Source organism: Actinosynnema sp. NPDC004786, from assembly GCF_053601135.1.
Map to the genome: position 1 here is coordinate 93,353 of NZ_JBSGBG010000027.1, position 22,312 is coordinate 115,664.

The window sequence follows — 22,312 nt, forward strand, 5'->3', positions numbered from 1 at the left end:
GCCCGACGCTAACCAGGGCGCGGTCACGCGCCGGTAACTCGCCGATCGGAGAACGCCCGACGACCGTTTCGTGACTGGGGTCGTGCAATTCCTCGGTAGAACCGGTGGTCGAAAACCATCCCGCTCGCGGAGGACTTGTCGATGACGAACCTGGACGACACGGTCGCGGTGGTCGGTGTGTCCTGCCGGCTGCCCGGTGCGGCCGACCCGGCCGCGTTCTGGCGGCTGCTGCGCGACGGCCTGGACGTGGTGACCGAGGTGCCCGCGGACCGGTGGGAGGCGCTGTCGCCGGAGACCAGGGCCGTGCGCGGCGCGCGGTTCGGCGCGTTCCTGGACGGGGTCGGCGACTTCGACGCCGGGTTCTTCGGCATCTCGCCCCGCGAGGCCGCCGCCACCGACCCGCAGCAGCGGCTGGTGCTGGAGCTGGCCTGGGAGGCGTTGGAGGACGCGGGCATCGTGCCGGGCTCCCTGGCGGGCACGGCCGCGTCGGTGTTCGTGGGCTCGTTGCGCGACGACTACGCCGGGCTGGTGCTCGGGCGCGGCGCGATCACGCAGCACACCAACACCGGCACGCACCGCGGCATCATCGCCAACCGGGTGTCGTACGCGCTGGACCTGCGCGGGCCGAGCGTGGTGGTGGACACGGCGCAGTCGTCGTCGCTGGTGGCGGTGCACCTGGCGGCGGAGAGCGTGCGCAGCGGCGAGTCGCCGCTGGCGCTGGCGGCGGGCGTGAACCTGAACATCCTGGGCGAGGGCGCGCTGGGCGCCGAGCAGTTCGGCGGCCTGTCGCCGGACGGCCGGTGCTTCACGTTCGACGCCCGCGCCAACGGGTACGTGCGCGGTGAGGGCGCGGCGGTGCTCGTGCTGAAGCCGCTGCGCGCCGCGCTGGCCGACGGTGACGACGTGTACGCGGTGATCCGGGGCAGCGCGGTCAACAACGACGGCGCGACGCCGGGCCTGACCGTGCCGCGGCCGGCGGCGCAGGCGGCGGTCGTGCGGGCGGCGCAGCGGCGGGCCGGGGTGGAGCCGGAGGCGGTGCAGTACGTGGAGCTGCACGGCACCGGCACGCCGGTCGGCGACCCGATCGAGGCGGCCGGGCTGGGCGAGGTCTTCGGCGACCGCGCCGAGCCGCTGCCGGTGGGGTCGGTGAAGACGAACGTCGGGCACCTGGAGGGCGCGGCCGGCGTGGTCGGCCTGCTGAAGGCGGTGCTCGCCATCCGGCACCGGGAACTGCCCGCGAGCCTGAACTTCGCCACGCCGAACCCGGAGGTGAAGCTGGCCGAGCACAACCTGACCGTCCACACGGGACGTTCGGCGTGGCCGCACCCGGACCGCCCGCTGGTGGCGGGGGTCAGCTCGTTCGGCATGGGCGGCACGAACTGCCACGTGGTGGTCGCCGAACCACCCGCCCGCACAAGGGGAACCGCCGACGCCGGAGAACCGCGCGCCGTCGCGCCGGGAACGGCCGCCGCTGAGCCGACCGCCGCCGCACCGGGAACGACCGCCGCTGAGCCGGCCACCGCTGAGGTGATCGCCGCCGCGCCGGGAACGGCCGCCGCTGAGGCGACTGCCGGCGCGCCGGAGCTGGCCGGCGAAACCGCCGTCGCGCCGGAGCCGGCCGCGGAAACCGCTGCCGCCGCGCCGGAACTCGCCGGTGCGGCGTCGAAGCCGGTCGCCGCCGGCCCCGGAGCGGTCGCCGCGACCGTGGCCGAGCCCGGAGCAACCGGTGCCGGCGAGGCGGCGGGGTTCGCGCTCGTGCCCGTGTCCGGGCGGACGCCCGAGGCGTTGCGGGCGCACGCGGCGCTCCTGCGCGACACCGCGGGCGAGCCGCGCGACCTCGGCCACTCCCTCGCCACCACCCGCACGTCCTTCGAGCACCGGGCCGTCGTCATCGCGTCCGACCGGTCCTCCCTGGACACCGGCCTCGACGCCGTCGCCGCCGGCATGCCCGCGGCCAACGTGGTGACCGGCTCGGTCGAGGACGGCACGCTCGGCGTCGTCTTCACCGGGCAGGGCGCGCAGCGGGTCGGCATGGGCGCGGAGCTGTACGGCCGCTTCCCGGTGTTCGCGGCCGCCTTCGACGACGTCCTCGCCCACCTCGACCCCGGCCTGCGCGACGTCATCGCCACCGGCGAGGGGCTGGACGACACCGCGTGGACCCAGCCCGCCCTGTTCGCGGTCGAGGTCGCCGCCTACCGGCTGGCCGAGTCGTGGGGCCTGCGGCCGTCCGTCGTGCTGGGCCACTCCATCGGCGAGATCGCCGCCGCCCACGTGGCCGGCGTCCTGTCCCTGCCCGACGCCTGCGCCCTGGTGAGCGCGCGCGGCAGGCTCATGGGCGCGTTGCCGGCGGGCGGCGCGATGGTCGCGGTGGAGGCGGCCGAGGAGGAACTGGACCTGCCGGACGGCGTCGCGCTCGCCGCGGTCAACGGGCCGCGGTCGGTCGTCCTGTCCGGACCGGAGGACGCCGTCCTCGCCTACACCGACACCCTCACCGCGCACCGCACCAAGCGGCTGACCGTCAGCCACGCCTTCCACTCGCCGCTCATGGACCCGATGCTGGACGCGTTCCGGGAGGTCGTGCGCGGCCTGGCGTTCCACCCGCCGGTCATCCCGGTGGTCTCGACCGTCCACCCCGACGCCGACCTCACCGACCCCGAGCACTGGGTCCGCCAGGTCCGCGAACCCGTCCGGTTCCTCCAGGCGCTGCGCCGGCTGGACGTCACGACCCTGGTCGAGGCCGGGCCGGACGGCGTCTGCTCGGCCATGGCCGCCGACGCGGGCATCCGCGCGTTCCCGCTCATGCGCAAGGGCCACGACGAGACCACCACCGCCCTGACCGCGCTCGCCGCCGCCCACACCCGCGGTGTCGCCGTGGACTGGACGGCCCTGCCCGGCGGTCGCCGGATCAAGCTGCCCACCTACCCGTTCCAGCGCGAACGGCACTGGATCGGGGAACAGGCCGCCCCGACCGCGCCGGCGGCCCGGCCGACCGACGTCGACGAGCTGGTCGTGCACCACGTCGCCGCCGTGCTCGGCGCGGACCCCCGCAAGGTCGACCCGCGCCGCCCCTTCCGCGACCTGGGCTTCGACTCCCTCATGGGCGTGCGGCTGCGCGAGGACCTGGCCGCCGCGACGGGCCGCGACCTGCCCACCGGGCTGCTGTTCGAGCACCCGACCCCGCAGGCCGTGATCGCCTACCTGCGGCACGAGGACGTGACCGACGACGTCGTCACGCCGGAGCACTCGCACGAACCGATCGCCATCGTCGGCATGGCGTGCCGCTTCCCCGGCGGGGTGGAGTCGCCGGAGGACCTGTGGCGGCTGGTGGCCGAGGGCCGGGACGCGATCGGCCCGTTCCCCACCGACCGGGGCTGGCCCGGCGACCTGTACCACCCCGACCCGGACCGCTCGGGCGCGACCTACGTCCGCGAGGGCGGGTTCCTGGCCGGCGCGGGCGAGTTCGACCCGGCGTTCTTCGGCATCTCGCCGCGCGAGGCGCTGGCCATGGACCCGCAGCAGCGGTTGCTGCTCCAGACCGCGTGGGAGGCCGTCGAACGCGCGGGCATCGACCCGGAGTCGTTGCGCGGCAGCCGGACCGGCGTGTTCGTCGGCGGCACGGCGGCCGACTACGGGCCCCGCATGCACGAGGCGTCCGAGCAGGCCGAGGGGCACGTGCTGACCGGCGCGACGCCGAGCGTGATGTCCGGCCGCATCGCCTACCAGCTCGGCCTGGTCGGGCCCGCGCTCACCGTGGACACCGCGTGCTCGTCGTCCCTGGTGGCCCTGCACCTCGCGGTGCGGTCGCTGCGCAGCGGCGAGTCCAGCGCCGCCATCGCGGGCGGCGTCACGGTCATGGCCACGCCCGGCATGTTCCTGGAGTTCTCCCGCCAGCACGGCCTGGCCGCCGACGCCCGCTGCAAGTCGTTCGGCGCGGACGCGGACGGCACGGCGTGGGCCGAGGGCGTCGGCATGGTGCTGCTGGAACGCCTGTCCGACGCCCGCCGCCACGGCCACCGCGTGCTGGCGGTCATCCGGGGCAGCGCGATCAACTCCGACGGCGCGTCCAACGGCCTCACCGCGCCCAACGGCCGGTCGCAGCAGCGGGTCATCCGCCAGGCGCTCGCGGACGCCGGGCTCGCGCCGCAGGACGTCGACCTGGTCGAGGCGCACGGCACCGGCACGTCACTGGGCGACCCGATCGAGGCCGAGGCCATCCTCGCCACCTACGGCCGCGACCGCGACGAGCCGCTGCGGCTCGGGTCGCTGAAGTCCAACATCGGCCACGCGCAGGCGGCGGCCGGCGTGGGCGGCGTGATCAAGCTGGTGGAGGCCATGCGGCACGGCGTCATGCCGCGCACCCTGCACGTCACCGAGCCGACGCCGAAGGTCGACTGGACCCGGGGCCGCGTCGAGCTGCTGACCGAGGCCCGCGAGTGGTCGACCGACCGGCCGCGGCGCGCGGGCATCTCGTCGTTCGGCATCAGCGGCACGAACGCGCACCTGGTGCTGGAGCAGGGCGACGCCACCGAGCCGACGCGCGCCGAGGTGACCACGCCCGTGCCGTGGGTGGTCAGCGGCCGCGACGCCGACGCCGCCCTCGCCGGCCTGGACCGCGTCCGGGGCCGGACCGACGTGGCCGAGGTGGCCCGCGCGCTGGCCGGGCGCACCCGGTTCGACCACCGGGCCGTGGTCGTCGGCGTCACGCCGGAGGACTTCGCGACCGCCGCGCCGCTCACCGGCCACGCGACGCCGGGCGGCCGCACGGCGGTGCTGTTCACCGGCCAGGGCGCGCAGCGCGCGGGCATGGGACGCGAGCTGCACGAGGCGTTCCCGGTGTTCGCCCGCGCCCTGGACGAGGTGGCCGACGCCTTCGCGCCGCACCTGGACGTGCCGCTGACGGAGCTGATGTTCGGCGACCGGCCGGAGCTGCACGAGACCCGCTTCACCCAGCCCGCGCTGTTCGCCTTCGAGACCGCCCTCTACCGGCTGGCCGAGCACCACGGGCTGAAGGCCGACCTGGTGGCCGGGCACTCCGTCGGCGAGCTGGTCGCCGCCCACGTCGCCGGCGTGCTCACCCTGGAGGACGCGGCCAAGCTGGTCGCCGCCCGCGGCCGGCTCATGCAGTCGGCCCGGCAGGGCGGCGCGATGATCTCCGTGGAGGCGGCCGAGACCGACCTGGGCGCACTGCCGCCGGGCGTGGCGCTCGCGGCCGTCAACAGCCCGACCTCGCTGGTGCTCGCGGGCGACGAGGACGCCGTCACGGCGTTCGCCGAGCGGTTCCCCCGCGCCCGCAGGCTCAAGGTCAGCCACGCGTTCCACTCCGCGCACATGGACGAGGTGCTGGCCGAGTTCCGCGCGGTCGCCGCGACGGTGACCCACCACGACGCGCGCATCCCCGTCGTCTCGACGGTGACCGGCGAGGTGCTGGACCCGGACGCCGACCACTGGACGCGCCAGATCCGCGCCACGGTCCGCTTCCTGGACGCCGTGCGCGGCCTGGAGCGGCACGGCGCGTCGGTGTTCGTGGAGGTCGGCCCGGACGCGGTGCTCGCGCCCCTGGCGCAGGCCGCGGGCGTCACGGCGGTGGCGCTCGGGCGCAAGGGACGCCCGGAGCCCGCCACGGCGGTGTGGGGCCTGGCGCACGCCCACGCCCACGGCGCGCCGCTGGACGTGGCGTCGTTCGTGCCCGACGCGGCCCCGGCCGAGGACGTGCCGACCTACCCGTTCCGGCGCGACCACTACTGGCTCACCTCCCAGCCGCGCGCCGCGGGCCTGGTGACCACGGCGGTCGAGCTGGCCGAGCGGGACGAGGTCGTGCTCACCGGCGAGGTGTCGCTGACCGCCCAGCCGTGGTTGGCCGGTCACGTCGTCAACGGTTCGGTGCTGGTCCCCGGCACGGCGTTCCTGGAGTTGGCGCTCGCGGCGGGGGAGCGGGTCGGCCTGCCCCGGGTCGAGGACCTGACCCTGGAGGCGCCGCTCGTCGTGCCGGCCACCGGCTCGGTGCCGGTGCAGGTCACCGTGCGGGACGGCAGGTTCACCGTGCACTCCCGGCAGGACACCTGGCAGCGCCACGCCTCGGGCGCGCTGGCCGCGGCCGAGGGCGCGATGGAGGCGTTCCCGTGGCCGCCGGACGCGGTCGAGGAGCCGGTGGACGACGCCTACGACCGGCTGGCGGAGCTGGGCTACGACTACGGCGACCCGTTCCGCGGTCTGCGCGCGATGTGGCGCGACGGGGACGTGGTCTACGCCGAGGTCGCGATCACCGCGCCGGCCAAGGGCTTCGCGGTGCACCCGGCACTGCTGGACGCCGTGCTGCACCCGCTGGTGCTCGACCCGGCCGGACCGGGCCGGATCAGGCTGCCGTTCGCGTGGAGCGGGGTGGAGCTGAACGCGGCCGGCGCGACCGGACTGCGGGTGCGGATCACGCCCGCCGGCGGCGACACGTTCGCCGTGGACGTGGCCGACTCGGGCGGCGTGCCGCTCGGGCGCATCGAGGGCATCACGCTGCGCGCCGTCGCCAAGGACGGCCTCGCGGCCGGCTCCACGTTCACCGTGACGTGGACCGAGGTCGGCGGGGACGAGCCGGTGGGCGACGTGGTCGTCGTGCCGCCCGCCGCGACCGACGACCCGCGGGTGGCCGTGCGCCGCGCGTTGGGGCTGGTGCAGGAGTGGCTGGCCGAGGACCACGACCCGGGCGACCGGCTGGTGTTCCACACCCGGCGCGCCGTCGCCGCCGTGCCGGGCGAGCCGGTGGACGACCTGGCCAACGCCGCCGTGTGGGGCCTGGCGCGGGTCGTGCAGTCCGAGCACCCGGACCGGGTGGTCGTGGTGGACGCCGAGGACGCCGACGCGGTGCCCGCCGCCGTGGCGACCGGCGAGCCGCAGGTCGCAGTGCGGGACGGCCGGTTCCTCGTGCCGCGCCTGACCCGGACCGAGCTGGGCGAGCCCGTGCGGCTGCACGGCACCGTGCTGGTCACCGGCGGCACGGGCGGGCTGGGCGCGCTGGTCGCCCGGCACCTGCACGCCCACCACGGCGTGCGCGACCTGCTGCTGGTCAGCAGGCGGGGCCTGGACGCGCCGGGCGCGCGGGAGCTGGCCGAGGAGCTGGGCGCGCGCGTGGCCGCGGTGGACGTGGCGGACCGCGAGGCGCTGGCCGACCTGCTGGCCGGCGAGCGGATCACCGCCGTCGTGCACGCCGCCGGCCTGCTGGACGACGCCACCACGACCGCGTTGACCGACGAGCAGGTGGACCGCGTGCTCGCGCCCAAGGCGCTGGCCGCCCGCCACCTGCACGAGCTGGTCGGCGAGGTCGAGGCGTTCGTGCTGTTCTCCTCGATCTCCGGCGTGCTCGGCACGGCGGGCCAGGGCAACTACGCGGCCGCGAACACCTACCTCGACGCCCTGGCCGCCCACCGCCGCGCGCAGGGCCTGCCCGCCGTGTCGCTGGCGTGGGGCCTGTGGGGCGCGGGCATGGGCGAGACGTTGGGCGAGGCGGACCTGGCCCGCTGGGCGCGGTCCGGCATCGCGCCGCTGGACCCCGGCCGCGGCCTGGCGCTGCTGGACCGGGCGCTCGCGGGCGACGCCGCGCTGCTCGTCCCGGCCGCGCTGGAACCGTCGCGGGTGGACGCCGACGTGGCGCCCGCGCCGCTGCGCGGCCTGGTGCGGCGGCGGGCCGCCAGGACCACGTCCACCACGTTGACCGAGGCGAACGCGCTGGACCTGGTGCGGTCGCTGGCCGCCGCCGCGCTGGGCCACGCGGACGGCTCGGCGGTGGACCCGGAGAAGGCGTTCCGGGAGCAGGGCTTCGACTCGCTGGCGGGCGTGGACCTGCGCAACAGGCTCATCGCGGCGACCGGGCGCAAGCTGCCCTCCACGCTGGTGTTCGACCACCCGACGCCGACCGCGCTGGCCGCGTTCCTGGTGGCGGGCGCGAAGAAGGTGGAGCGCAAGGCGGCGGTCCGCGCGGACGAGCCGATCGCGATCGTCGGCATGGCCTGCCGCTACCCGGGCGGCGTGCGCTCGCCGGAGGACCTGTGGCGGCTGGTCGCCGAGGGCCGGGACGCGATCTCGGAGTTCCCGACCAACCGGGGCTGGGACGTGGACGCGCTGTACGACCCGGACCCGGAGAAGCTCGGCACGACCTACACCCGGCACGGCGGGTTCCTGCACGACGCGGACCTGTTCGACGCGGCGTTCTTCGGCATGTCGCCCCGCGAGGCGCTGGCCACCGACCCGCAGCAACGCCTGCTGCTGGAGACGGCGTGGGAGGCGTTCGAGGACGCGGGCATCGACCCGACGACCCTGCGCGGCAGCCGCTCCGGCGTGTTCACCGGCGTCATGTACGACGACTACGCCTCACGCCTGCCGGAGACGCCCGACGAGGTGGAGGGCTTCCTGCTGGCGGGCAACACCTCCAGCGTGATCTCCGGCCGGCTCGCCTACACCTACGGCCTGGAGGGCCCGGCGATCACGGTGGACACCGCGTGCTCGTCGTCGCTGGTCGCGCTGCACCTGGCGGCGAACGCGCTGCGGCAGGGCGAGTGCGACCTGGCGCTGGCCGGCGGCGTCACGGTGATGGCCGGCCCCAGCACGTTCGTGGAGTTCTCCCGGCAGCGCGGGCTGTCGCCCGACGGGCGCTGCAAGTCGTTCTCCGCCGACGCGGACGGCACCGGCTGGTCGGAGGGCGTCGGCCTGCTGGTGGTCGAACGGCTCTCCGACGCCCGCAAGCGCGGCCACCGCGTGCTCGCCGTGCTCCGCGGCTCGGCGGTCAACTCCGACGGCGCGTCCAACGGCCTCACCGCGCCCAACGGGCCCGCGCAGGAACGCGTGATCCAGGCGGCGCTCGCCTCGGCCGGGCTGTCGCCCGCCGACGTGGACCTGGTGGAGGCGCACGGCACCGGCACCACGCTCGGCGACCCGATCGAGGCGCAGGCGCTCCTGGCCACCTACGGGCAGGACCGCGAGGAGCCGCTTCGGCTGGGCTCGCTGAAGTCCAACATCGGGCACGCCCAGGCGGCGGCCGGCGTCGGCGGCATCATCAAGGTGGTGCAGGCGATGCGGCACGGCGTCATGCCGCGCACCCTGCACGTCGGCGAGCCGTCGCCGCACGTGGACTGGTCGTCCGGTGCGGTGGAGCTGTTGACCGAGGCGCGGGAGTGGCGTTCCGACCGGCCGCGGCGGGCGGCGGTGTCGTCGTTCGGCATCAGCGGCACCAACGCGCACGTCGTGCTCGAACAGGCGCCGGAGCCGGCGTCGGCCGACCGCGTCACGCCCGAGGTGGTGCCGTGGGTGCTGTCCGCCCGCGACGACGAGGCGTTGCGCGCCCAGGCCGTCGCCCTGCACGCCCACCTGACCGAGCACCCCGACCTGGACCCGGCCGACGTCGGCCTCACCCTGTCCCGGCGGGCGCTGCTGGACCGCCGCGCGGTCGTCTTCGGCCGGGACGCCCTGCTCGGCGAGCTGACCGCCGGCGACGCCGCGGGCCGCGGCAAGATCGCGTTCCTGTTCACCGGGCAGGGCAGCCAGCGGGCCGGCATGGGCCGCGAGCTGTACGCGTCCTCGCCGGTGTTCCGGCAGGCGTTGGACGAGATCTGCGCCCACCTCGACCCGGTGCTGGACCGCCCGCTGCGGGCCGTGCTCTTCGCCGAGCCGGACTCCGCGGACTCCGCGCTGCTGGGCCAGACCGCGTTCACCCAGGCCGCGCTGTTCGCGCTCGAAGTGGCGTTGTTCCGGTTCGTGGAGCACCACGGCGTGCGCCCGGACCACCTGTTCGGCCACTCGGTCGGCGAGGTCGCCGCCGCGCACGTCGCCGGGGTGTTCGACCTGGCCGACGCGTGCACGCTGGTCGCCGCGCGCGGCCGGGCCATGCAGTCGGCGCGCGACGACGGCGCGATGGCCGCGATCGAGGCGACCGAGGAGGAGGTGCGCGCGTCGCTGACCGGCGACCTCGCGGTGGCCGCGGTGAACGCGCCGCGCTCGACCGTGGTCTCCGGTGACGCGCAGGCCGTGGCCCGCGTGGTCGCCGAGTGGTCGGCCCGGGGCCGCCGCACCCGCCGGCTGCCGGTCAGCCACGCGTTCCACTCCCCGCACATGGACGACGTGCTCGACGCGTTCCGCGCCGACCTGGCCGACGTGGTGTTCCGCGAGCCGCGGATCACGCTGGTCTCGGAGGTCACCGGCGAGGTGGCCACGGTGGAGCAGCTCCGGTCGCCGGAGTACTGGGTGCGCCACATCCGCGAGGCCGTGCGCTACCTCGACGGCGTGCGCACGCTGGAACGGCTCGGGACCACCGAGTTCGTGGAGCTGGGGCCGGACGGGGTGCTGACCGCGCTGACCCGGCAGTGCCTGGAGGGCGAGCCGGGGTCGGCGGTGACGTTGCTGCGCGCCGGTCGGCCGGAGCTGGAGCACGCCCTGTCCGCGTTGGGCGTCCTGCACACCCGCGGCATCCCGGTCGCGTGGGACTTCGGCGACGCCCGGCCCGTGCCGCTGCCGACCTACCGGTTCCAGGGCCGCCGGTTCTGGCTGGACGCGCCACGCGCCTCGCGGTCCGCGAACGCGCTGGGCCTGTCCGACCCGCGCCACCCGCTGCTCGGCGCGGCCGTCGAACTGAGCGGCGGCGACACCGTCGTGCTGACCGGGCGCGTGTCGGCGGCCACCGACCGCTGGCTCGCCGACCACCGCGTGCGGGACGACGTGCTGCTGCCCGGCACCGCGTTCGCCGAGCTGGCGCTGGCCGCCGGCGCGTACGCGGGCCACCCGCACCTGGCCGAGCTGACCCTGTCCGCGCCGCTCGTGCTGGGCGCCGCGCAGCTCCAGGTGACGGTCGGCGCGCCGGAGTCCGGGCGGCGGCCGGTCACCATCCACTCGCGGCCGGACGACTCCGCGCCGTGGGAGCAGCACGCGACCGGCGTGCTGACCGACGAGCCGCCCGCCCCGGCGGCGTTCGACTGGCCCGCCGACGCCGAGCCGATCGACCTCGACGGCGTCTACGACCGCTTGGCCGACCACGGCTACCACTACGGCCCGGCGTTCCAGGGGCTGACGGCGTTGCGCCGGGACGGCGACGACCTGTTCGCCGAGCTGAAGCCGCAGGACGGCGGCGGGTTCCTGGTGCACCCGGCGGTGCTCGACGCCGCCCTGCACGCGCTGCTGCCCGGCGTGGCGGACGACGACGCCCCGGCCGTGCTGCCGTTCGCGTGGAGCGGGGTGACGGTGCACTCGACCGCGACGGCGGTGCGCGCGCGGCTGACCCGGCGGGGTTCGTCGGTGTCGCTGGCGCTGGCCGACGCGGCCGGTCGGCCGGTGCTGACCGTGGACGAGCTGGCGTTGCGGCCGCTGGGCGGGCGCGCGGTGCGCGACGGGCTGCACGCGCTGACGTGGCGGCCGGTGACCGTGCCCGCCGACCTGCCGCCGCACGGCCTGGCCGTGCACCGGGTGCCGGACCTGCCGGCGCGGGAGGCGGTCCACCACACGCTCGACGTGCTGCGGCGCGCGGACGGCCCGCTCGCGGTCGTGGTGCGCGACGGGTTGGAGCACGCGGCGGTGCGCGGGTTGGTGCGCAGCGCCCAGGCGGAGCAACCCGGCCGGTTCGTGCTGGTCACCGCGGGCGCGGCGGACACGCCGCCGAAGGCCGGTGACCCGCTGGAGACCCCGGACGCCGGCGATGCGCCGCTGAACGCCGCCGACACGGCGCACGACACCGCGGACGCGTCGCCGAACAGGGCGGATGCCGGGAGCGCGGTGCCGGACACCGCGTTGCTGGACACCGCGCTGCGGCTGGGCGAGCCCGAGGTCGCGGTGCGCGGCGGCGAGGTGCTGGTGCCCCGCCTGGCCCGCACGCCGTCCGCCGACCGCCCCGTCGACTGGGGCGACGGTCCGGTGCTGATCACCGGCGCGACCGGCGCGCTGGGCGCGATCCTGGCCCGGCACCTGGTCACCGCGCACGGCGTGCGGGAGCTGGTGCTGCTGAGCCGGCGCGGCCCGGACGCGCCGGGCGCGGACCGCCTGGTCGCCGGGCTGGACGCGACCGTGCACCTGGTGGCGTGCGACGCGGCCGACCGGGACGCGCTGGCCGCCGTGGTCGCGCGGCACCGGCCGACGGCCGTGGTGCACACCGCGGGCGTGGTGGACGACGGCACGCTGGCCGGGCTCACCGCCGAGCAGGTGGACCGGGTGCTGCGGCCCAAGGTGGACGCGGCCTGGAACCTGCACGAGCTGGTCGGCGACGTGTCGGCGTTCGTGCTGTACTCCTCCGTCGCGGGCCTGCTCGGCACCGCCGGCCAGGCCAACTACGCCGCCGGCAACAGCTACCTGGACGCGTTGGCCGAGCACCGGCAGGCCCTCGGGCTGCCGGCGACCTCGCTCGCGTGGGGCCTGTGGGAGACCGAGAGCGAGCTGTCCGGCGGTCTGTCCGACGTGGACCTGCGGCGGTTGGCCCGGTCCGGGCTCACGCCGTTGGCCGCGGCCGAGGCGATGGACCTGTTCGACGCCGCCCTCGCGCACGGCGCGCCCGTGCTCGCCGTGACCAGGTTCGACCAGGCGGCGCTGCGCGGCCGGGACGACCTGCCCGCCGTGCTGCGCGACCTGGTGCGGGTGCGCCGGGCCGCGCCGAAGGCCGCCGCCGAGCCGGCCGACCTGCCCGCGCTGGTGCGGGCCCAGGTCGCGGCCGTGCTCGGGCACGACGACCCGGACGCCGTCGACCCGCGGCGGGCGTTCACCGAACTCGGCTTCGACTCGCTGACGGCCGTCGAGCTGCGCAACCGGCTCGGCGCGGCCACGGGGCTCACGCTGCCGACGACGGTGGTGTTCGACCACCCGAGCCCGCACGCGCTGGCCGAGCACCTGCGGTCGCTGACGACCGTCGAAGAGGAATCGCTGGTGGACCGCCTGGAGGCGGCCGTGCGGGCGGGCGAGCTGGACGACACCGCGCTGGACCGGCTGCGCGCCCTGCTCGGCGCGGGCCCGGCACTGGACCCCGACCTCGACTCCGCTGACGACGAGGCGTTGTTCGCGCTGGTCGACGAGCTGGACTAGGAGACGACGTGGCTGACGAGAACAAGCTCCGCGACTACCTCAAGCGGGCCATCGCCGACGCGCGGGACGCCCGGAGGCGGTTGAAGGAGGTCGAGGACCGCGACCAGGAGCCGGTGGCGATCGTCGGCATGGCCTGCCGCTACCCCGGCGGCGTGGAGACGCCCGACGACCTGTGGCGGCTCGTGGCCGAGGGCCGGGACGCGATCACGCCGTTCCCGACCAACCGCGGCTGGCCCGCCGACCTGCACGACCCCGACCCGGAGCGGGTCGGCCGGTCCACCACCGGCCACGGCGGGTTCCTGCACGACGCCGACCGGTTCGACGCCGAGTTCTTCGGCCTGTCGCCGCGCGAGGCGCTGGCCGTGGACCCGCAGCAGCGGCTGCTGCTGGAGACGAGCTGGGAGAGCGTGGAGAGCGCGGGCATCGACCCGGAGTCGTTGCGCGGCAGCCGGACCGGCGTGTTCGTCGGCGTGATGTACAACGACTACGGCTCGCGCCCGAACCTGCCGCCCGACGGCGTCGAGGGCTACCTGTTCAGCGGCAGCGCGGGCAGCATCGCGTCCGGCCGGCTGGCGTACACGTTCGGCCTGGAGGGGCCGACGCTGACCGTGGACACGGCGTGCTCGTCGTCGTTGGTGGCGGTGCACCTCGCGGCGAACGCGCTGCGCCGGGGCGAGTGCACGCTGGCGCTGGCGGGCGGCGCGACGGTGATGTCCACGCCGACCGCGTTCATCGAGTTCTCCCGGCTGCGCGGGCTCGCGTCCGACGGCCGCTGCAAGTCGTTCTCCGACCACGCCGACGGCACCGGCTGGGCCGAGGGCGTCGGCGTGCTGGTGCTGGAGAAGCTGTCCGACGCGCGCCGCAACGGCCACCGCGTGCTCGCGGTCATCCGGGGCAGCGCGGTCAACTCCGACGGCGCGTCCAACGGCCTGACCGCGCCCAACGGGCCCGCGCAGGAGCGCGTGATCCGCAGCGCCCTGGCCGCCGCCGGCCTGTCGCCCGCGGACGTGGACCTGGTCGAGGCGCACGGCACCGGGACGACGCTGGGCGACCCGATCGAGGCTCGCGCGGTGCTCGCCACCTACGGCCGCGACCGGGACGAGCCGGTGCGGCTGGGCTCGCTGAAGTCGAACATCGGGCACGCCCAGGCGGCGGCCGGCGTCGGCGGGATCATCAAGGTCGCGCAGGCGATGCGGCACGGCGTGATGCCGCGGACCCTGCACGCGGAGGAGCCGTCCAGCCACGTCGACTGGACCTCCGGCAAGGTGGAGCTGCTCACCGAGGCGCGGGAGTGGCCGCGCGGGGAGCGGCCGCGCCGGGCCGGCGTGTCGTCGTTCGGGTTCGGCGGCACGAACGCGCACGTCGTGATCGAGGAACCCGAGCCCGTCGAGGACGCGGGGGAGGCGCCGGACCCCGGCCTGCCGGTGCCGTTCGTGCTGTCCGGCCGCAGCCCGGAGGCGGTGGCGGCGCAGGCCCGGCGGCTCGCCGAGGCCGGTGTCGCCGGCCGGGACGCGGCGTTCACCCTCGCCACCCGCACCCCCATGCCCTACCGCGCGGCCGCGACCGACCTGCGGGACGTGCCCGTCGCGGCGATCCCGCCGCGCGGCAAGGTGGCGTTCGCCTTCACCGGGCAGGGCGCGCAGCGGGTGCGGATGGGGCTGGAGCTGGCGGCCGCGTACCCGGAGTTCGCCCGCGCGTTCGCCGAGGTGTGCGAGCACCTGCCGGTCCGGGAGGTGATCGAGTCCGGGGTGGACCTCGACCTCACCGGCAACGCCCAGCCGGCCCTGTTCGCGGTCGAGGTGGCGTTGTTCCGGCTGCTGGAGTCCTGGGGCGTGCGCCCGGACTTCCTGGTCGGCCACTCGATCGGCGAGCTGGCGGCCGCCCACGTCGCCGGGGTGCTGTCGCTGGCCGACGCGGCGAAGCTGGTCGCCGCGCGCGGCCGGCTGATGCAGGCGTTGCCGCCCGGCGGCGCGATGGTCGCCGTCCGGGCCGCGGAGGACGAGCTGGAGCTGCCCGACGGCGTGGCCGTCGCGGCCGTCAACGGTCCGCGCTCGCTGGTGCTGTCCGGCGAGGAGGAGGCGGTCCTCAAGGTCGCGGAAGGGTTGCGCGGCAAGCGGCTCGCGGTGAGCCACGCGTTCCACTCGCCGCTGATGGACCCGATGCTGGACGACTTCCGCGAGGTCGCCCGCGGCCTGACCTACCACCCGCCGCGGCTGCCCGTGATGTCCACGGTCGGCCCGGACGCCGACTGGACCGACCCGGAGTACTGGGTGCGCCAGGTCCGCGCCGCGGTCCGCTTCCACGACGCCCTCACCACCCTGCGCGACCGCGACGTGCGCACGCTGGTCGAGCTGGGCCCGGACGCGGTGCTGTCCGGCCTCACCGCCGCCGCGTTCGACGACGTGAAGCCCGTGCCGCTGCTGCGGGCCGGCCACCCCGAACCGCTCACGGTCGCCACCGCGCTGGCCGACCTGCACGCGCGCGGCGTGGACCCGGACTGGACCGCCGTGTTCCCCGGCGCGCGCAAGGTGCCGCTGCCGACGTACGCGTTCCAGCGCAAGCGGTTCTGGCTGGACGCGTCCACCGCCGGCGACGTGTCGGCGGCCGGCCTCACCTCGTCCGGGCACCCGCTGCTCGGCGCGGCGGTCGAGCTGCCGGACGGTTCCACCGTGCTCACCGGCAAGCTGTCCCTGGCCACCCACCCGTGGCTCGGCGAGCACCGCGTGCACGGCGCGGCCGTCCTGCCCGGCACGGCGCTGGTCGAGCTGGCGGGCGACGTCGCCGAGCTGACGATCACCTCGCCGCTGGTCGTCCCGGACACCGGCGCGGTGACCGTCCAGGTGGTCCGCACCGCCACGGCGGTGGAGGTCCACTCGCGCCGCGACGACGAGCCGTGGACCCTGCACGCCACCGGCGTGCCCGACCCGTCCGACGACGCGGTCGAGCACCTGACCGAGTGGCCGCCCGCCGCCGCCGAGCTGCCCGTGTCCTACGACGGCCTCGACCGGCACGGGTACGGCTACGGACCGCTGTTCCGGGGGCTGCGCAAGGTGTGGCAGGCCGACGGCGAGGTGTTCGCCGAGGTCTCGGCCGACGTGCCGACCGCCGGGTTCGCCGTGCACCCGGCGTTGTTCGACGCCGCGCTGCACCCGCTGCTGCCCGGCCTGGTCGAGGACGGCCCGGCCCGGCTGCCGTTCTCCTGGTCCGGCGTCCGGTTCCACGGCGCCGCGGGCACGGCGCTGCGCGTGCGGATCACCCCGACCGGCCCGGACTCGGTGGCGCTGCTGGTCGCCGACAGCACGGGCGCGCCGGTGGTGTCCGTCGCCGAGCTGGTCCTGCGCCCGCTCACCGGACCCGTGACCGGCGCGGGGCTGCTGTTCACGCCGACCACCCGCGCCGCGGCGACCCGCGTGGACGAGGTGTACGCCGTGCCAACCCCGGACGGCCCGGTGCCCGAGCAGGTCCGCCGCGTCACGCACGAGGTGCTGGACCGGCTCCGCGCGTGGGCGGCCGGATCGGGTGGCGTCCTGGGCGTCGAGGTCGGCGACGACCTGGCGCACGCGGCCGTCGCGGGGCTCGTCCGCAGCGCCGCGGCCGAGCACCCGGGCCGGTTCGCGCTGCTGCACCGGGGCGAGGCGGTCGAGACCGTGCTGACCCCGGCCCCGCGGCCCGGCCACGACGGTCCGACGTGGGACTCGGTCCTGGTCACCGGCGCGAGCGGCGCGCTCGGCGCGGCGATCGCCCGGCACCTGGTCACCCGGCACGGCGCGCGCAAGCTCGTGCTGCTCAGCCGCAGCGGCACGGCTCCCGCCGTCGAGGGGGCCGAGGTCGTGGCGGTGGCGTGCGACGCGGCCGACCGCGACGCGCTGGCCGCCGTGCTGGCCGAGCACCCGGTCACGGCCGTCGTGCACGCGGCGGGCCTGGTCGAGGACGGCACGCTGGAGGGTCTGACGCCGGAGCAGGTGGACCGCGTGCTGCGGCCCAAGGTGGACGCCGCGTGGCACCTGCACGAGCTGGCCGGGGACGTGGACGCGTTCGTGCTGTACTCGTCCATCGCGGGCGTGCTGGGCACCGCCGGGCAGGCGAACTACGCCGCCGGCAACACGTTCCTCGACGCGCTGGCCCGCCACCGGCACGCCCTCGGCCTGCCCGCGACGTCGCTGGCCTGGGGCCTGTGGGAGGCCGACAGCACGATGTCCGGCGGCCTGTCCGAGGTGGACCGCAACCGGATCCGGCGGCTCGGCCTCAAGCCGATCCCGGTCGACGCGGCGCTGGCGGCGTTCGACGCGGCCCTGACCACCGGCGAACCGGTGCTCGCGGTGACCGCCCTGGACCGGGCGGCGCTGCGCGAGGACCCGCACCCCGCGTTGCGGGAGCTGGCCCCGAAGCGCCGCGCGGCGCGCAAGCCGGCCTCCGCGCCCACGGACGTCCGCGCGCTCACGGACCTGGTGCGGTCCCACGTGGCGGCCGTCCTCGGGCACCCGGACCCGTCCGGCATCGACGCCCGGCGGGCGTTCACCGAGCTGGGCTTCGACTCGCTGACCGCGGTCGAGCTGCGCAACCGCCTCGCCGAGGCCACCGGGCGGCGGCTGCCCACCACGCTGGTGTTCGACCACCCGACGCCGGCCGCGCTGGCCGAGCACCTGGCGGGCGCGGTCAAACCGGCCGAGGAGGCGGTGACGGCGGCCGACGAGCCGATCGCGATCGTCGGCATGGCCTGCCGCTACCCGGGCGGCGTGCGCAGCCCGGAGGACCTGTGGGAGCTGGTCGCGCAGGGCCGTGACGCCATCGGCGACTTCCCGGCCAACCGCGGCTGGGACCTCGACCGCCTCTACCACCCCGACCCGAAGCACCCCGGCACCACCTACACCCGGCACGGCGGGTTCCTGCACGACGCCGACCTGTTCGACCCCGAGTTCTTCGGCATGTCGCCGCGCGAGGCGCTGGCGACCGACCCGCAGCAGCGGCTGCTGCTGGAGACCGCCTGGGAGGCGCTGGAACGCGGCGGCATCGACCCGACCTCGGTGCGCGGCACCAGGACCGGCGTGTTCACCGGCCTGATGTACCACGACTACGGCACCGGCGGCGCGCTGCCGCCGGAGCTGGAGGGCTACCTGGTCGGCGGCACGTCCGGCAGCGTCGCGTCCGGCCGCGTGGCCTACGCGCTCGGCCTCGAAGGGCCGGCCATCACGGTGGACACGGCGTGCTCGTCGTCCCTGGTGGCGCTGCACCTCGCGGTCGGCGCGCTGCGCCGCGGCGAGTGCGACCTGGCGCTGGCGGGCGGCGCGACCGTGATGGCCACGCCGACCGCGTTCGTGGAGTTCTCGCGGCAGCGCGGCCTGGCCCCGGACGGCCGCTGCAAGCCGTTCGCGGCGGCCGCCGACGGCACCGGCTGGGCCGAGGGCGTCGGCGTGCTGCTCGTGGAACGCCTCTCCGACGCGCGCCGCAACGGCCACCCCGTGCTGGCCGTCGTGCGCGGCACGGCGGTCAACTCCGACGGCGCGTCCAACGGCCTGACCGCGCCCAACGGCCCGGCGCAGCAACGCGTCATCCGCGCCGCGCTCGCCGCCGCCGGCCTGCGGCCGTCCGACGTGGACGCGGTGGAGGCGCACGGCACCGGCACCACGCTCGGCGACCCGATCGAGGCCGAGGCGCTGCTCGCGGTCTACGGCGGCGAGCGCGACCGGCCGCTGGCCCTGGGGTCGCTGAAGTCCAACATCGGCCACACCCAGGCCGCGGCGGGCGTCGGCGGCATCATCAAGGTGGTCGAGGCGATGCGGCACGGTGTGCTGCCGCGCACGCTGCACGTGGACGAGCCGTCGCCGCACGTGGACTGGTCGTCCGGTGCGGTGGAGCTGTTGACCGAGGCGCGGGAGTGGCGGGTCGACCGGCCGCGGCGGGCGGCGGTGTCGTCGTTCGGCATCAGCGGCACCAACGCGCACGTCGTGCTCGAACAGGCTCCGGCGGACACCGGGGCGGAGCGCGCGGCCGGACCGGTGCCCGTGGTGGTGTCGGCCCGCACGCCGCGGGCGCTGGCCGACCAGCTCGACCGGCTGGCGGGCGTGGACGTCCCGGTCGCCGACCTCGCGCACACCCTCGGCGCCGGCCGCGCCCTGCTGGAGCACCGCGCCGTCGTCGCCGCCGAGCACCCGTCCGACCTGCGGGAGGCGGTGGTGCTGCCGAAGGTCCGCGACGGGCGCACCGCGTTCGTGTTCACCGGCCAGGGCGCGCAGCGCGTCGGCATGGGGCTGGAGCTGGCCCGCGCGTTCCCGGTGTTCGCGCGGGCGTTCGAGGAGGTGTGCGCGCACCTGCCGGTGCGCGAGGCGATCGGGTCCGGCGACGGGCTCGACGACACCGGCACCGCGCAGCCCGCCCTGTTCGCGGTCGAGGTGGCGTTGTTCCGGCTGCTGGAGTCCTGGGGCGTGCGCCCGGACTTCGTCGCGGGCCACTCGATCGGCGAGATCGCCGCCGCCCACGTCGCCGGGGTGCTGTCGCTGGCCGACGCGGCCAAGCTGGTCGCCGCGCGCGGCCGGCTGATGCAGGCGTTGCCGGCCGGTGGGGCGATGGTCGCGGTGCAGGCCGCGGAGGAGGAGCTGGAGCTGCCCGAGGGCGTCGCCGTCGCGGCGGTGAACGGTCCGCGTTCGGTGGTGCTGTCCGGTGTGGAGGACGCGGTCCTCGGGGCAGCGGAGGGATTCCGCGGCAAGCGGCTCACGGTGAGCCACGCGTTCCACTCGCCGCTGATGGACCCGATGCTGGACGACTTCCGCGCGGTCGCCCGGGAGCTGACCTACCACGAGCCCACCGTCCCGGCCGTCTCCACGGTCACCGGCGACGAGGCCCGCTGGACCGACCCCGAGTACTGGGTGCGGCACGTGCGCGAGCCGGTGCGGTTCCACGACGCGGCCCGCACCCTGCTCGACCGGGGCGTGACGACGTTCGTGGAGGTGGGGCCGGACGCGGTCCTGACCGGCCTGCTGGCCGCCGTGCTGCCCGAGGGGCACGCCGCGCTGCCCGTGCTGCGCCGGGACCGGTCGGAGCACCGCACGGCCGTGGAGCTGTTCGCCCACCTGCACGCCAGGGGCGTGGCGGTGGACTGGTCGGCGTTCCCCGGCCGGCGGGCGGTGCTGCCGACCTACCCGTTCCAGCGCGAGCGGTACTGGCTCACCGCGAGGCCGCGCCCGACCGGCGGCCACCCCGTGCTCGACGCGGCGGTGCCGGTCGCCGGTCGTGACGAGGTGCTGTTCACCGGGACCGCGACCGAGCCGCTGACCGGCGCGGGCGTGGCCGACCTGGTGTGGCACGCGGGCCGCGAGGTCGGGTACCCGGTGGTGGACCTGGACGTCGTCGCGCTGCCCGGGGCCGGTCGGCTCCAGCTGACCGTCGGCGAGCCGGACGGCGACCGCCGGCCGGTGACCGTGCACGCGTGGCAGGACGGGTGGGTCGAGCAGGCCCGGGGCACGCTCACCGCCGGTCCCGCGATCGAGGCCGAGGTGGACCTGTCCCTGGTCGCGAGCGGCGACCTCGAACCCGCCGTGTGGCGCGGCCTGCGGGCGACCGCGCCCGGCGCCGCGGTGCGCCTGGACGGCTCGGTGTTCCGCGACGAGCAGGGCAACGAGGTCGCCCGGTTCGACTCGGTCGAGTTCCGCGCGCTGAACGGGGTGCCGGTGTACGAGGTGGACTGGGTGCCGGTGGAGCTGCCGCCGGTCGACGGGCCGGCGCCGGACGTGATCCGGGTGGAGTCGTGCGGCGACCCGATCACCACCGCGCACACCGGGACGCGGCAGGTGCTGGCCGGGCTGCGGGAGCGCGCGACGGGCACGGGCCGGGCGGTCGTGCTCACGCCCGACCCGGCGGACCCCGGCGTGGCGGCGGTGTGGGGCCTGGTGCGGGCCGCGCAGGTCGAGGCACCGGACCGGATCGTGCTGGTGGGCGGCCTGCCCGGCGACACGTCGGGCGGTGCCGGCTCGGCCGCGGCGAACGGCGGTTCGGCCGACGCTGCGAACGGATCGGTGCCGAGCGCCGGTTCGGCCGGGGCTGCGACGAATGGCGCGGCACCGAGCGCGGGTCCGGCTGCGGCGAATGGCGTGGCGGCGAGCGCGGTGGCCACCGGCGCTGGTTCGGCGGGCGCGGCGAACGGATCCCGGCCGAGCGCGGGTCCGGCCGGGGCCGCCGCGAGCAGTGCGGCGTCGAGCCCGGTGCCCGGCGGTGCCACCGCGAGTGGCGCGGCGGGCAACGGCGCGGCGTCGAGCCCGGTGCCCGGCGTTGACCTGGCGGCCGTGCTCGCCTCGGTCGTCGCGTCCGGCGAGCCGCAGGTCGTGTTCCGCGACGGCCGGGCGTTCGCGCCCCGGTTGGTGCGGGTCACGGTGCAGGTCAGGCCCCTGCCCGAGGACGCCGTCGTGCACCGGCCGGCACCGCCCGCGCGGGCCGCGCTCGCGGCCCTCACCGACGACCTCCTCGCCGACACCCTCCGCGACACCGCCGAACAGGCGTGGCGGCTGCACCACGACACCTCCGGCGACCTGGTCTTCGCCGCCCCGGTCGAGGGGTTCGGCGCGCCCGGGCACGCGCACTACGCGGCCGGGGTGGCGTTCATGGAGGCCCTGGCCCGCCACCGCGTCGCCGACGGGCTGCCGGGCACGGCCGTGATCACCGGTGGCGACCCGGTCGTCACCGACCGGCCCGCCGTGGTCGCCGCGCCGCTGGCCGAGCTGCCGAACACCGCGTTGCTCCGCGACCTGGTGCGCGCGCCGCGCGTGCCGCTGACCGAACGGCTGGCGTCCACCGTCAACGGCGAGCGCAACCGGGTCGTGGAGGAAGCCGTGCGGACCCAGGTGGCGGCGGTCCTCGGGCACGGCGACCCGCGCCGGGTCGACCTGGACAAGCCGTTCAGCGACCTCGGGTTCGACTCGCTGACCGCCGTGGACCTGCGCAACCGGCTCGCCGCGGAGACCGGCGTGGCGCTGGAGGCGACCCTGGTGTTCGACCACCCGACGCCCGCCGCGCTCGCCGAGGTGCTGCTGGACCGGCTCACGCCCGACGACACCCCGCCGGTGCTGGCCGACCTGGACCGGCTGGAGGCGTCGCTGGCCGAGGTCGACGACGAGCAGCGGCAGCAGGTGACCGTGCGGCTGCGCACCATCCTGTCCCGCTGGTCCGAGCCCGAGCGGACCGACGTCCGCCGCGACTTCGACTCCACCGCCGAGCTGTTCGACTTCATCGACAACCAGCTCGGCCGCGCCGCCCGCTGATCACCCACGACATCGAGGAGAAGGTTGCTGTG

Annotated in this window: 2 protein-coding genes; both read left to right on the plus strand. The window is 76.6% G+C overall.

Annotated elements, in window-relative coordinates; genetic code table 11:
- Positions 1–141 precede the first annotated feature (141 nt).
- Positions 142–13,032: an SDR family NAD(P)-dependent oxidoreductase gene (locus tag ACWEFJ_RS23735; protein WP_449715071.1), complete on the plus strand. Its 12,891-nt coding sequence runs from the start codon at positions 142–144 to the stop codon at positions 13,030–13,032.
- Positions 13,033–13,040: 8 nt separating this feature from the next.
- Complete coding sequence (locus tag ACWEFJ_RS23740; RefSeq protein ID WP_449715072.1) at positions 13,041–22,280, plus strand: type I polyketide synthase; 9,240 nt, start codon at positions 13,041–13,043, stop codon at positions 22,278–22,280.
- The last annotated feature ends 32 nt before the right edge of the window (positions 22,281–22,312 follow it).